Raw genomic sequence first — 14,151 nt, forward strand, 5'->3', positions numbered from 1 at the left:
AGCCGGCGGGAGGACACGCGGCAGTGGGCGTCCCCGGAGCCGCACGCGCGGCCGCCCCGGGCGGCGGTCAGGCCGCGGCCAGATCGTCGAGGAGGACGTCGGCGACCAGTTCCTCGACCACGGCGGTACGCAGTTCGGCCATGAGGCCGACGAGCTCGCCGTCCCACGGCGCGGGCGTGAGCCGCCCCGGATCGGGGCCCGGGGCCCGGGTCGCGGCGGCCCGGTAGTCGTCGGAGGCCATGCGCCAGGGGACGGCTCCGGTCTTGGCGAGAACGTGGGCCGTGATCCGGATGCCCTCGCCGTCGAAGTCGCCGTGGTGGCGCAGCGAGGAGGCGCCGCTGTCGGCGAGCAGGCGCAGCAGGTGGATCACAGCGGTGTTGGGCCAGCCGGAGGTGCAGACGAGCGGCGGGCACCGGTGGCCGAAGCGGCGCAGGGCCAGGGCGAGCACGCTGGGGTTCTCGGTGATGTGCACCGGCCCCGCGGGCAGGGCGAGCTCACCGGGTGAGCGGAGCTGGGCGAGGGTGAGGCTCACGGGGTGACCGGCTTCGGCGCAGATGCGGGAGACCCTCGCGACCGGGCCGTCTCCGCGAAGGGACAGGCCGACGGCGAGTGCGGTGGCCGAGAGCTGGTCGTCGGCCACCCCGGCGCGGCTCCAGAGTGCGCGCCGGGCCTCGGCGCCGTCCGGCACGTCGGTGTCGTACAGCACCGCCAGGGCGCGCAGGACGATGCCGGACAGCCGGGTCCCGTCGTCGAGGGCGTGTGAGTCTCCGTCGAGCAGGCGGGCGGCGAGGACCGGCAGTGGCTCGCCCCCGGCCGGGAGCGCGGCGAGGACGGTCAGCGCGGAGGTCAGCAGCGCCCGTGTGCGGTCGGTGGAACCGTCGACGAGGCCGTTGGTCCGCAGCTGGCCGGCCCAGTCGAGGAGGACGGGCTGGGCGGTGACCGTCCGGTGGCCCGCCAACCAGGCCCAGAGGGCGTCGCGCCGACCGCTCGCCTGTTCGCGCTCGGCCGCGCGGTCGCGGATCGGGCCGACGATCGCGGTGACCACCTCCCGGACGTTCCGGCCGCAGACGGCCGACACGGCGCCGTCGAGGCTCGCGAGCGGGATCGTCGGTGCGGTGCCCGGGAGCCGGTCGAGCCCGAGGAGGTCGGCCAGGGCCTCCTGACCGGCCTCGTCGAGCGGCCCGGACCGCACCCGGCTGACGGGCCGTCCGGTCGAGAGACGGCCGTGGACGGCGGACCAGAGCGGGCGGAGCTCGGGGAGGTCCAGGGGATGGCGGTCCGTCATGCCGCCCCGTCCGGCTCGGTTCCGTCCGGCTCGGTTCCGTCCGCTCCGGGCCCGTCCGGCTCGGCTCCGTCCGCCAGCAGCTCGGTGCCCGTCCAGGTGAAGCGGGCGCTGGTGACGGCGTCGTCGCCGTCACCGCCGGTGATCAGTTGGTGGATGGCGATCCCGGAGAGCTCCAGGTAGGTGCACCACTCGTGGTCGGAGGTGAGCACCAGGTCGAGGTCGAGCGCCGCGAGGAGGGCGAACACCTGGCCGCGGTTGACGGTGTCGACGCCGACGAAGACCTCGTCGAGCAGGATCAGCCGCGGGGATTCCGGCACGGCCTCGTAGTGCGCGGCGACGGCGGCGAAGAGCGGCAGGTGGAGGGCGATGGCCTTCTCGCCGCCCGAGAGCGCGCCGTGGAGCTTCTTGGTGAGCAGGTGCCATCCGGAGCCGTTGGCGCGGTCCAGCTTGACGACGAACTGGTGCCAGGCCGTGTAGTCGAGCACCTCGGCGAGCTGCTCCTCCCAGGTCGCGGCCGTGTTCCGGGTCTTGGCCTCCTCGATCCGGCCGCGGAAGAAGGCGTGCAGCGCCTCACGGTCGGCTTCGGTGATCCGGGCGGGGTCCTTGAGCAGCAGCTCGCGGGCCGTCCGGGTGCCGGCGGGCAGGTCGGGGTGGATCTGCCAGACCAGGCGGACGGCGACCCGTGATGCGGTGCGCACCCGTTCGAGGTGGCCGTTCATGCGCTCGACCAGTTCACCGGCCTGCCGGATGCGGGAGGCGAGGTGGCGGCGGGTGTCGCCGGTGAGGGTCCGGTCGAAGAGGCCGCGTTCGGCGGCGGTGATGTCGTCCTGGCTGCGGTCGCGCTCGGTGCCGAGGATGGCGAGGAGGCCGGCCGCGCCGACCCGGATGCCGTCGATGGTGGCGGTGAGCACCTGGAGGTCGGCCTCGGCTTCGAGTTCGAGGTCGGCGCGGCTGCTGAGGCTCTGGCGGGCCCGGTGGACGGCTTCGGAGAGCCGGTTCAGGGCGTCGCCGAGGTTTCTCGTGGTGTGCGGCAGGTTGGGCCACCTGGCGGCCGTCTCGCGCGCCGCTTCGAGGGTGGCCCGGGTGCCGTCGGTCGAGGTGAGCACGAGGTCGAGGCCGGCGTCCTCGGGGAATCCGAGGACGCACAGGCGCCGGAAGCCGCCGGCGGCCTCGTTGCGGGCCGCGACGGCCCCGTCCCGGCGGTCCGCGTCCTGTGCCGTGGTGGCGCCGAGGGCGCCGATCCGGCCTTCCAGCGCGATCAGCGCCCGGGTGCCGTCCTCGATCCGACGGCGGGTCAGGGCGGACTCCTGGCGCAGGTCGCCGATCCGGTCGGCCACCTGCCAGTAGTCCTCGCCGACGGTCTCCTCCACTGCTCGGAGCGACGACCGGAGCCCGCGGGCGACCGCCTCGGCGTCCTCCGCCTCGGACGCGCTCTCCGCCGCCCCGGCCCGGGAGGCCTCCGCGTGGCCGAGGGCGACGTCCCGGGCGTCGCGGGCCGCGGCCCAGCCGAGGTGGGCGTCCAACCAGACCTCGGCCTGCTCGCGCAGCACGTCGACGGCTGCCGCGGTGGCGTCCAGGGCGGCCCGGTCGGTCGGCAGCGCGTGCTCGGCGGAGGCGAGGGCCAGCCCTCGGAGGGTGGCGGCGACGGCGCTCTCCTCCCGGGCGAGCTGCTCGACGGCCTCGCGTACGGCGTCCTCGCGCGCACCGGTCTCGGACCGCGAGCGGTCCCAGGCGTGCCTGGCCCGCTCCACCTCCCGGTGGTGCGGCCTGGACCGCAGGTCGACGCCGAGGCGGTGCCGGCGGTCCGCGAGGGCGCGCAGGTCGGCCTCGAACCCGGCGACGGTGGCAGCGGCCTCGGCCAGGTCGGCCGAGAGCTCGGCGATCCGGCGCTGCCTGGCCCGCTCGCGGGCCGCCGCCCCGATGTGGCTGGACTCCTGCTTGGCCCAGGAGCCGACCGCGGTCGCCAGTCGCCAGCTCCCGTCGGCCGCCACGGCGGCCGGGTGGCCGGCGGGGAGCGTGCGGCCGTAGGCGATGCCGGCGAGCAACTGCCGCACCTGGGCCGCCGGTACCGGTCCGTCGGGTTCGGGAGTCAGGGCGTCGAGCAGCGAGGGGCCGGGCGCGGGCACGGCCGACACCGGATCGGCCAGGGTGTCGTGGCCGGTTACGGCGAGGCCGCCGTCGGGGGTCAGCCAGGCGTCCAGCAGGCCGGCCGCCTCCAGGGCGGCCTCGATTCCGGCCTGGTCGGCGGGAGGGACGTCCGGCCGGAAGGCCACCAGCCGCCACAGGGGCGCGCCCGGCAGGACCGACCGGTCCGTCGTACGGGTCCGTGGTGGCAGCGGCGGCAGATCGGCGGCGGCCGCGGTGCGTTCGAGCTCGTCGGCCAGCCGGTCGCGCCGCGCGCGGGCGGTGTCCCGGGCGGCCTGCGCGGTCGTCTCCTCGGCGGTGACGGCACGCTCGGCCACCCGCGCGGCGGCCTCGACCAGCGTGAGCACCTCGGCTTCGACGGCCGCGCGGGCGGCAAGGTCGTCGGCGTCGTCGATGCGCAGCTCGGCGCACTCCTCGCTCGCCCACCGGCGCAGCCGGTCGGCGAGCGTGTCGACGGCGTCGTCGTACCCGCGGGCGTTCTCCTCGCGCCGCGCGGTCGCCTCCGCCAGCCGCTCGCGCACCGCTTCCAGGTGGCGCTCGGCGGTGGTCCGGTCGGTGACGGACCGTTCGTGGCGGTCGACGGCGGCGCGGACCTCGGCGATGCGGCCGTGTCGCGAGGCGACCGCACCGCGCAGCAGCCGGCGTGCCGCGTGCCCCTGCTCGCCCGTCTCCCCGGGCGGCTGCGGTTCGGCGCCGAGCACGGTCTCCACCTCGGTGCAGAGGGACTCCATGGCCGCTCGGCGCGCTGCGCCCCGGGTGTCCTCCCGGGCGGCGCGGACGTGTTCGGCCCGCTGGTCGGAGCGCAGCCGGGCGTCCTCGGCGCGCTCGGCGTCCTCGGCTGCCGTCCCGGCCTTCCGGTCGGCGGCGGCGCGGCTGCGGGCGGCGTTCCGGTCGGCCTGCTCGGCCCTGCGCCGGAGCTGGTCGAGTTCCTGCCCCTGCCGGTAGGTCTCGGAGTCGAGCAGGCCCTCGACGGCGCCGTCGATCTCCTGGCGGCGGTGCTCCAGCTCCTCCCGCGCCGCGGTGGCCTCCTCTCGTCGGCGCACGGCCTCGGTGTGGGCCTCCTCGCTCTCCCGTGCGATCCGGGTGAGGTTGTCCATCTCGGTCGTCGCCGAGATGAGGGCCGCCGCTCCCGCGCGCAGCACGCGTTGGGCGTAGCCGCGTTGCTGGTTGGCCACGGCGGTGGCCGCGGCCACCTCCTCGTCCAGGGTCTTCAGGTGTTCGCGCTGGCGGTCGAGGCGTTCGAAGCCCTCGGCCAGTTCGGTGATCTCGCCCTGGCCGAGCGGGGGCAGGGCCCGCGAGAGCAGGGAGGACAGCAGGGACGGGTCCAGGCGCTCGGAGAGCTTGGGTGTCCGGAGCTGGAGCAGGGCGGTGATCAGGGCGTCGTAGCGTTGCTCGTTCAGCCCGGGGAAGAGGGTGCCGCGGACCGCGTTGCGGTAGTCGGACGGCGATCCGTGCAGCTCGCCCCGGTCCTGCAGGGACTCGGCCAGGGCGGCGCGGGTGAGCGGCTGCCCCGCCTCGTTGACCAGGGCGAGGCCTCCGGGGCGGTCGATCCGGGCGCCGGTGGTGAAGTAGTCGACCGTGACCCCGGTGGTGTGCGAGCTCGCCTGGAGTCTGGCGCCGCAGGTGAACCGGACGGGTACGCCGTCGTCCTGGACGAACTCCAGCCACACGTACCCGACCCGGGTCTTGCCCGAGGTGCCCTCCCCCATCAGGTTCCAGTGCATGGTGCGCTCGGACCCGCCGAAGGTGGAGAGCCGGTTGGGCCGCAGGCTGGCGTCGAGCAGGAACGGCAGCAGCACCTCCAGGGCCTTGGACTTGCCGGTCCCGTTCTGCCCCCGCAGCAGCAGCCGGCCCTGGTGGAACGTGAAGGTCTCGTCGTGGTAGCGCCAGACGTTGAGGATGCCGGCCCGGGCGGGCCGCCACCGCACCGCCGCCGGCCGGAGCGCGGGCGGGGCGGGCTGCGGGAGCTGGGTCACGGTCATCGGAAGGGCTCTCTGGTCAGGTGGCGGGGCCGTCGGTCACGGTGGTCCGGTACCGGAACGCCGCGGGCCGCGGTACGGTGCGGTCGCCGATCCGGCCGGCCAGGCCGAAGTCGTCGAGGACGCGCAGGGCGTCGGCCGTCAGGCGCTGGGCGCCGTCCTCCGACTGGTAGCTCTTCGCCCAGCGGGGGAAGCGCCGCAGGAGTCCGTCCACCTCGACGCCGAGCTGTTCCGGCGTCAGGCCGCCCGGGGCGGCCGTCAGCGGTTCGAGCAGGAGCAGGGCGGCCACCCGGGCCGTCGCGGAGTCGTCCGGGAAGCGGCTGTCGGTGGCGAGCCCGTCCGGGTCGACGAGCAGGAGTCCGTCGGCCCGCTCCTCCAGCACGAAGCCGCCCTGTTCGGCGGCACGCCGCACGATCTGGCGGCCGGTCGGCGACGTGAGGTAGGCCAGTTCGTCGGGGCGGAGCTCGTCGTGGTGCAGGACCGGATCGTCGAACAGCCTGCGCAGGACCGCGTGCCGGAGGCGGAGGTTGCGCTGGGCGTCGGAGGCGTCCGCGCCGCCGTACCGGCCCTCCCGGACGATGCCCCGGAGGAGCTCCTCGAAGTGGAGCGGCACGTCCTCCGCCGGGACGGCCAGGCGGGACGGCCCGACGGGCGCGGCCGGCAGGCGCGTCAGCACGGTGGCGTCCACCCGGTAGAGGACCTTGGCGTCCGCGGAGTCGGCGAAGGTCTCCGTGACACCGTCCAGGGTGAGCAACGCGCCGTAGTGCTCCAGCAGCTTGAGGACGTCGACGAAGGCCATCCGCTCGGCCCTGCTCGCCGTGTCGAAGGGCGGCAGCGCCCCGTCGGTGGCGCAGGCCTGAACGACGCGGTCGGCGATCAGGCCGACGGTCGTCACCGGGACCGGGAGCAGCTCGGCCGCGACGACGCACAGCAGGGTGTAGCGGCGGCGGTCGAACGGCGCCCTGCCGGACCGCGGCCGGCGGGCGGGACGTGAGCCGTCGGGGACGGCCCGGATCTTGAACAGGCGCGCGTACCCCAGGCGCGGCTCCACCACCAGCTGCCAGCCGCAGTGGTAGTCGAACCACGTGGTCAACGGGTCCTGGCGGCGGCGGATCAGGGCGAAGGCCGACGGGTCTGCGCGCTCGGTGATCAGCGGCCGGCCGAGGAGCAGCCGGACGCCCCTGGCGATGTCCTGCCGCTCGGCCAGCACCAGCTGGTTCGCCAGGGTGCTCATCGCGCCTCCCGCTGCCCGGGGTTCCGGGCGACGCCCGGACGGCGGACCTCCACCAGGAAGTCGGGGCCCTCCAGCCTCCCCCGGGGTGTTCGCAGGACGGCCCGGCCGCCCTCGGGCAGCGGGCGCAGAACGACCTCGACCCGGCCGTCGGAGGTGACCGTGCGGCGCGCCCCGCCTTCGTCCGGGCGCACGGCGAGCGCCCGGCCGAGCAGGTCGAGCAGCCGCTCGAAGACCGCGTCGTCCAGCACACCGAAGTCGGAGAGCCGCACCGGGCCGTCGGTTCCCAGGACGTCCCACGCCGCTTCGAGCTCGGCACGCTCCTTCCGGGCCCGCTCGGCCCGGGCGGCCTTGAGCCCTCCGATGTCGCGCACCCTGCCGGTGCGGGTGAACCGCTCGGTCCGGCCGCTGGTCCGCAGCAGCGTCGACACCTCCACCGGCGGGGCCTCCGCCCAGCTGCTCGACGGCGGAACCAACTCCGGGTCCGGGTGGGCGAGATGGGCGTGGCGTGCCGGGCCGAGACCGAACGCGGCCGACCACAGCCGGTGCAGGTCGTCCTCCGTGGGCGCCGCGGCGAACCAGCGGGCCAGCTCGCGGAAGTCCTGCACGGCGCTGGACGAGCGACGCCGTGACTCGGTGATCCGGTCGAGGACCTGGAGGAGCGTCACGATCGCGCGGCGCGCCACGTCGTGCAGCTGTTCCACCCGGGGGCGGGAGCCGTCCGTCGGCCTGAACCAGGCCTGCAGCCCTTCCCACCGCGCCCGGCGGCGCTCCAGCCAGGCCGGCGCGGGATTGCCGCCGGCGGTCGGCGGCAGTTCGGCACCCCGCAGCGCCCGCTCGTGCAGCCGGGACACCCCGCACTCCTCGACCCGCTGCACGGCGGAGGTGACGGCCTGTCCCCGCTGATCGAGGTTGACCAGGAACTCCTGGAGATAGGCCACGGTCGCGGCCTTCACCTCCCGGAAGGTCTCGAGGTCGGCGCCCTCGGCCCGCAGCAGGCGCTGCAACTCGCCGTTGAACGCCTTGGTGTTGGCCAGCAGCGCTTCCAGGTGGCCTTCCAGCTCCTGCAGGGTCGAGAAGACCCGGCGATCCGGGGACGCGGGATCCCCCAGCAGCACGTACAGGGTGTCGAGCCGGTCGATGATCGCCTCCAGCACCGCGGTCTGGAGCGCACCGGTCGAGGCGAGGACCGACAGCGCGTGCTCGACCCCGGCGAACGCGGCCTCCCCGCGCCGGGTCAGCGAGTACTGGAGGTTGCGCCGCTCGTACTCCTCGGCGGTGCGGTAGTTCTCGGCGTGGTTCTGCACGACATCGAGCAGCTGCCACTCCCTGAGCTTGCGCAGCGCGTCCTGCAGGTCGTCGTCGTGGACGTCGTCGAGCCAGCCCACCGTCCGCAGCCGGACCCGGACGTCGTCCAGCCCCAGCGCGGTCTCCAGCCGCTCGTTGGCAGCGCCGAAGGCCTGGAGGATCGCACCGTAGAGCTCGGCCCTGTCCCCCGTCGTGAACCGGAACATCTCCGGCGGAACCCTGCGCAACGGCTCCCCTCCCCCTTCGGGCACCACAGTACGCGGACGCACGGCCGCCGCGGCCGAAACCGTGGACATCGCCGTCGCCCGGCCCGGGCGCTGTCAGGGGCAGTACTGCGACCGGACCGCGGGCGCCCCACAACGCCCGCGGTCCGGTGGTTCGGGTGGCGCGCCTCTCAGCGGCCGGCCTGCACCGGGGTGTCAGTGGCCGGTGGAGGCGAGACCGCGGGCCTCCAGGATGGGGCGCAGGGCCCGGACGGCGTAGAAGCTGCGGGACTTGACGGTGCCGACGGGCACGCCGAGGACGGCGGCGGCCTCGGCCATCGAGCGGCCCTTCATGTGGAGTTCGACCAGGACGTCGCGGTGGTGGGGCGGGAGTTCGGCGAGGGCGACGGCCATGTCGCGGGCGTCCACCAGCTCGTCGTAGGGGTCGTGGGCGCCGGCGTGGCCCTCGGGGGTCTCCCCCGCGACCTCCTGCGGGCGGGCGGACTGCATCCGGAAGTGGTCGATGGCGATCCGGCGGGCCACCGTGAACAGCCACGGCCGGCTGTGCTCGGGGCCGCGGCGGATCGCGTCCGGGTTCTGCCAGGCGCGCAGCAGGGTCTCCTGGACGATGTCCTCGGCCTTGCCCCGGTCGCCGCTGGTGGCGCGGAGCATGGCGCGCAGCAGGTAGCCGCCGTGCAGGCGGTACAGCTCGGCCAGGGTCTGCTGGTCGAGGGTGGGGCGTCGCGGCGCCCTGGCGGCGCCGGGGGCGTCCGCGGTCGGTGCGGTCCCCGGGGTGGTGTCCGGTCGTGCGGCTGTCGCACCGCCGGTCGGCCCGGTGGCGGGGAGGGTGTCCTTCAGGCAAGCAGTAACGTCGATGGCCACAGCGGTAGAGCCCTTCACAACAATCGTCTGCATCGGGCCGGCCGCCTGCATGGCCCGCCGTCTTCCGCCGCCCACCGTCGCGGGCCGCCCCAACGTCGCACCAACGTCGCGCCAACGCGGGGCCGGGCAGACCCTAGGCGGGGTTGCGGGGGCGGGTGTCGGCGATGTCCTGCGGGAGGAGGAGGCTGAGCTCGGAGACGTCGGCGAAGTCGAGGCGGCCGAGGCGGCGGGCCTGGCAGGTGATCATGCCTTCGAGGGTCTGGCGGGCGTAGCGGCCGTTGCCGAAGGTGCGGTCGCGGGGGACGGCGGCGAAGTGCCGGGCGAGGGCGGCGACGGTCTCGGGGGCGCAGGTGTACCCGGCCTGTTCGGCGTGGCGGCCGACGATGGTGACGAGCTCCTCGTCGGTGTAGTGGCCGAACTCGATCTGCCGGGAGAAGCGGGAGGCGAGGCCGGGGTTGGAGGCGAGGAAGTGCTGCATCTCGTCCTCGTATCCGGCGACGATGACCACGACCTCCTCGCGGTGGTCCTCCATCAGTTTCATCAGGGTGTCGACGGCTTCCTGGCCGAAGTCGTTGCCGCCGCCGTTGCGCGGGGTGAGGGTGTACGCCTCGTCGATGAACAGGACACCGCCGCGGGCCCGGTCGAAGGCCTCCTTGGTGAGCTGGGCGGTGTGGCCGATGTAGCGGCCGACCAGGTCGGCGCGGGCGGTCTCGACCAGCTGGCCGGTGGGCAGCACGCCGAGTTCGGCGAGGAGTTGGCCGTAGAGCCGGGCGACGGTGGTCTTGCCGGTGCCGGGCGGGCCGGCGAAGACCAGGTGGTGGCCGATCCGGGCGGTGGGCAGGCCGGCCTCCTCGCGGCGGCGGTTCTGCCGGAGCAGGTCGACCAGGTCCTCGACCTGCTCCTTGGCGGCGGGGAGGCCGACCATGGCGCGGAGTTCGGCGAGCAGCTCGGTGCCGTCCTTGCGGGCGGCGGGGTCGGGTCCGGCGGGGGTGACGTCCTCGGCGAGCAGCTGGGCCAGGTCCTCGTCGGAGATCTCGGGGCGGGTGGCGAGGCGGGTGGCCTGCCGGTCCACCATCTCCTCGAAGACCTTGCGGGCGGCCCGGCCGTTGCCGAAGTCCTCGCCCTTGGGGAGCCGTTCGAACAGGGTGCGCAGGGCCTCCCGGGTGCCGTCGGCGAGGGTGTAGCCGTGGGTCGCGGCGGCGCGTTCGACGATGGTGACGAGTTCCTCGTCGGAGTAGTTGGCGAACTCGACGGTGCGGCTGAACCGGGAGGCGAGGCCGGGGTTGGAGGCCAGGAAGTCGGTCATCTCGGTGGAGTAGCCGGCCACGATGACGACGATCTCCTCGCGGTGGTCCTCCATCAGCTTGACCAGGGTGTCGATCGCCTCCCGGCCGAAGTCGGGGCCGCTGCCGCCGGAGCCGGCCGAGAGGGTGTACGCCTCGTCGACGAACAGGACGCCGCCGAGCGCGGAGCGGAACACCTCGGTGGTCTTCAGGGCGGTGCCGCCGATGACGGAGGCGACCAGGTCGGCGCGGGCGGTCTCGACCAGCTGGCCGCCGGCCAGCACGCCGAGTTCGGCCAGGATGCTGCCGTAGAGCCGGGCGACGGTGGTCTTGCCGGTGCCGGGCGGGCCGGCGAACACCAGGTGACGGCTCATCGGGAGGGCGGGCATGCCGGCGAGTTCGCGGCGCCGGGCCAGCTTGTTGAGGTTGACCAGGGTGGCGACCTGCTCCTTGACCTCGGCCAGGCCGACCAGCGACTCCAGCACCTCCAGCGGGCCGGGCGGGGCGGCGGGCGGGGCGGGCGCGGCCGGCCCGGTGGGGGCGGCGGCCGGGCCGCCGGGGGCGGGATCCGTCCCGGCCTCGGGGGCGGCCGGGACGGACGACTGGGTGGCGGCGGCGGTGCCGTGCGCGTCAGGCAGGCCGTTCTCCTCGCTGACCAGCTCCTCCACGGCGAGCCGCTCGCTGGGGACGGTCTGTCGCAGGCCGGAGCCCTTGTTGCGGGAGAAGGTGCAGCCGGTGAGCCGGACCGCTTCGACGGAGTCCGTGCGGACACCGTCGCCGGTGTTCTCGGCGGCCGCGACCCTGACCAGGACGGCGCGGGCGCCGGTGCCGAGCCGGAGACCGTGGCGGCGGTTGCCGACGGCGCGGACCCGGGTGCAGGTCAGGTCGGAGTCGTCCTCGGCGGTGATGCCGTCCTCGCCGGAGCCGGTGATCTCGCAGTCCCGCAGGTGTGCGGTGCCGACCCGGCCGACCAGCACGCCGGAGCCGGCCGCGTCGCGCACCGCGGTGTCGCCGATCCGGGTGTCGGCGCCGTCGGCGATCCGGATGCCGGAGCGGCCGGCGTCCACCACCTCGCACTTGTCCAACTGGCCGCGCCCGTCCCGCAGGACGGCCACCCCGTCGCCCTTGGCCCGGTGCACGGCGGCGCGGCGCAGCCGCGGGTTGGCGCCCTCGGTGATCAGCACGCCGGTGCCGGCGGCGTCGCTGACCTCCAACCGGTCCAGGTCGGCGGCGCTGTCGCCGGTCAGCTCCAGGCCGTCGCCGCCGCAGTCCCGGACCACGGTGCGGTACAGGGTGGGGCCGGAGGATTCGCCGATCCAGATGCCGGTGCCCTGGGCGGCCGCGACCTCGCAGTCCTCGAAGGTGCCGCGGGAGCGGCCGGTGACGTGGATGCCGTGGCCGGCGGTGCGGGCGGTGCGGCAGCGGCGCAGTTCGGGGTCGGTGCCGGCGGCGAGTGCGATGCCGTGGCCGGAGGTGCCGGTGACGGTGCAGTCCTCCAGCACGACCCGGGCGGTGGAGCTGATGTAGACGCCGATGGTGGTGTCGCGGACGTCGGTGCGCAGCAGCCGGGTGGTGCTGTTCTCCTCCAGGGCGATGCCGGGCTTGTCGGTGACGGAGACCTCGCAGTCCTCGAAGGTGCCGCGGGCGTTGCCGTTGGCGCAGATGCCGTTGCCGCGGGCGTCGCGCAGCACGCAGTTGCGCAGCAGCGGGTCGGCCCGTTCGCCGATCACCACGGCGGAGCTGCCGAGGTGTTCGACGACGCAGTCCTCGATGACGCTGTTGCCGGTGGAGGTCTCCACCAGGCCGGCGCCGGCCGGGTTGGTGACCCGGCAGCCGCGCATCGCCAGCGAGCCGTCGCCGCGGGTGAGCAGGGCGGTCCAGGAGTTGCCGACGACCTCGCAGTCCTGGAAGGCGGCCTGGCCGCGCGGCACGTCGACAGCGGGCAGTTCCTCGTCCTGCCCCTGGAGGATCAGGCCGGTCAACTGCACCGCCTCGGCGGTGACCTGGACCACGCAGCCGCGCCGGGCGGTGATCCGGACGGTGCCGCGGGCCTCGGCGGCGGTGATGGTGACCAGCTTGCTGATCACCAGGTTCTCCTCGTACCGGCCGGGCCGGACCGAGATCACCGCGCCGCTGCGGGCCTCCGCCAGTGCCTCGCCGATCGTGCGGTAGCGGCCGTCCCGCTGTTCCGGGCACACCGTCAGCACGTGGCGCGACATGGCGTGGGCTCTCCTCTTCCTGGGTGGGCTGGGCGGTGGTGCGGTGGGCCGACGGGCCGGCAGGTTCCCGACGTTCCGTCAGGAGCAGTCGGCCCGGACGGCGGAGGCCGCGTGGTGGGCCTGGTCGACGCCGGAGCCGAAGTCGACGCCGCGGTCGTGCAGCATCACGGCGATCTTCCCGTTGGTGACGGGGAAGGTTCCGGCGTTGACCCACTTGCCGCGGTTGGCGGTCTGGTCGATGGTGAACGCGCTGATGGTGCCCTCACCGGTGGTGAAGTACCGCTGCACGGTGTAGTAGGCGGGCTTGCCGCCGACGGCCTTCACGTCACCGTTGTTCGGGATGAACACCGAGATCTTGCAGGTGCCGGAGGGGACCGGACTGGTGCTGAACGCCCACAGCACCGACTTGCCGGCATCCTTGCTGGCGCTGCCGGACATCGGCACCGACACGTACTTGCCGCTGCAGCCCGAACCCGCGTACCCGCCGGTCGTACCGGTGGTCCAGCCCTTGCTGCCGTCGGTGTAGTAGCCGTTCTGGTCGTAGCCGGCGCCCGTGTTGGTGCAGCCGGTTCCGGCGACGGCGGTGAAGGTCGGCGCGGCGGGGGTGGTCTTGGCCGGCGGGGGGACGACCGGGGCGCCGCCGCCGGAGGTCGACCCGCCGCCCGTGGTGCCGCCGGAGGTGGAACCGCCGCCCGTGCCGCCACCCGTACCGCCGCCCGCGCTGCCGCCGGAGGTGCCGCCGGAGGTGCCCTGGCCGCCCTGCGAACCGGCCCCACCGGCGGGCCGGTCAACCGTGCCGTTCGCACCGCCGGTCCCGCTCGCACCACCGTTGGTGGCGTCGGTCGGCGAGGGCGAGCCGCTGGGGACCGGCACCCCGTCGACCGGTACCGCGACGGCGGTGGGGTCGTTCGGGCCCGGGGTGGGCAGCGGGTCGCCGGGCCCGCTGACCCCGGCGGGCGGCTGCTCGGCCGCGGCGGCGGGGGCCTTCGAGCCGCCGCTGGTCAGCACGAACGGCAGGCCCAGCAGCAGCGCGCCGACTGCGACGGCAGCGAACACCATCGGCTTCCTGGACCGCCGGTGCTCCGGCTCCTCCTCGTCGATCCCGTCCGGGACTCCGCCGTCGAAGCCGACGGCGGTCGGGTCGGGCATGGGCGCGTCGCGGAGCACCGGCTCGGGCGACAGGAACGGGAACACCCCGGGCGGGATACGGTTCGGACGCCGGGACCGCCGATCGTCGGCGACGGCCTCCGGCTCGGTCTCGGTCTCGACAACGGCGGCGGGCTCGGGCTGCGGCTCGGCGCTCTCGGACTGCGGCTCGACAGGTTCGGGCTGACGGCGCACCGCGTTGGGGTCGGGCAGCACCCGGCCGTACCTCGGCGCGGCCGGAGCCTCGGCCGCCGCCTCCGCCGGTTCGACCTGCCCGTACGAGGGCGCGTCGGTCTCGGCCCCGGTCGCGGCCCCGGTCGCGGCCCCGGTCTCGGCACCGGTCGCGGCACCGGTCTCGGCGGCTGCCGGGTCGTCCTCGATCTCCCAGGCGACCGTGGGCAGTTGAATGCCCCCGGACTGAGAACCGTCTCCACCCGTGTTCGTACCCACCAGAACTCCTCGGCTTCCCA

At 75.1% G+C, this 14,151-nt stretch carries 7 protein-coding genes; all 7 read right to left on the reverse strand.

Annotated features, from left to right (window positions below; genetic code table 11):
• Positions 1–67: 67 nt before the first annotated feature.
• The 7 genes from ACGFX4_RS10585 to ACGFX4_RS10615 all read right to left on the reverse strand — a co-directional run bounded on the left by ACGFX4_RS10585 (position 68) and on the right by ACGFX4_RS10615 (position 14,131).
• Positions 68–1,285 carry a TIGR02679 family protein gene (locus tag ACGFX4_RS10585; protein WP_393071713.1) on the reverse strand — a complete coding sequence of 406 codons (1,218 nt, stop codon included), beginning with the start codon at positions 1,283–1,285 and terminating at the stop codon, positions 68–70.
• Positions 1,282–5,412, reverse strand: coding sequence for a TIGR02680 family protein (locus ACGFX4_RS10590; RefSeq protein ID WP_393071715.1), 4,131 nt, complete (start codon positions 5,410–5,412; stop codon positions 1,282–1,284). The genes ACGFX4_RS10585 and ACGFX4_RS10590 overlap by 4 nt, the downstream gene beginning before the upstream one ends.
• Positions 5,413–5,428: 16 nt before the next feature.
• Positions 5,429–6,643 carry a TIGR02678 family protein gene (locus ACGFX4_RS10595; RefSeq protein WP_393071717.1) on the reverse strand — a complete coding sequence of 405 codons (1,215 nt, stop codon included), beginning with the start codon at positions 6,641–6,643 and terminating at the stop codon, positions 5,429–5,431.
• Complete coding sequence (locus tag ACGFX4_RS10600; RefSeq protein WP_393071719.1) at positions 6,640–8,154, reverse strand: TIGR02677 family protein; 1,515 nt, start codon at positions 8,152–8,154, stop codon at positions 6,640–6,642. Before ACGFX4_RS10600 ends, ACGFX4_RS10595 begins: the two co-directional genes overlap by 4 nt.
• 213 nt (positions 8,155–8,367) lie before the next feature.
• Positions 8,368–9,033 carry a sigma-70 family RNA polymerase sigma factor gene (locus ACGFX4_RS10605; protein ID WP_393071721.1) on the reverse strand — a complete coding sequence of 222 codons (666 nt, stop codon included), beginning with the start codon at positions 9,031–9,033 and terminating at the stop codon, positions 8,368–8,370.
• Between the two features lie 133 nt (positions 9,034–9,166).
• Positions 9,167–12,535: a right-handed parallel beta-helix repeat-containing protein gene (locus ACGFX4_RS10610; protein ID WP_393071723.1), complete on the reverse strand. Its 3,369-nt coding sequence runs from the start codon at positions 12,533–12,535 to the stop codon at positions 9,167–9,169.
• Between the two features lie 78 nt (positions 12,536–12,613).
• A complete protein-coding gene (locus ACGFX4_RS10615) occupies positions 12,614–14,131 on the reverse strand; it encodes a hypothetical protein (RefSeq protein ID WP_393071725.1) in 1,518 nt (505 codons plus the stop codon).
• Positions 14,132–14,151: the final 20 nt, after the last annotated feature.

It is taken from the genome of Kitasatospora sp. NPDC048365 (assembly GCF_043200835.1).
Classification (GTDB): Bacteria; Actinomycetota; Actinomycetes; order Streptomycetales; family Streptomycetaceae; genus Kitasatospora; species Kitasatospora terrestris.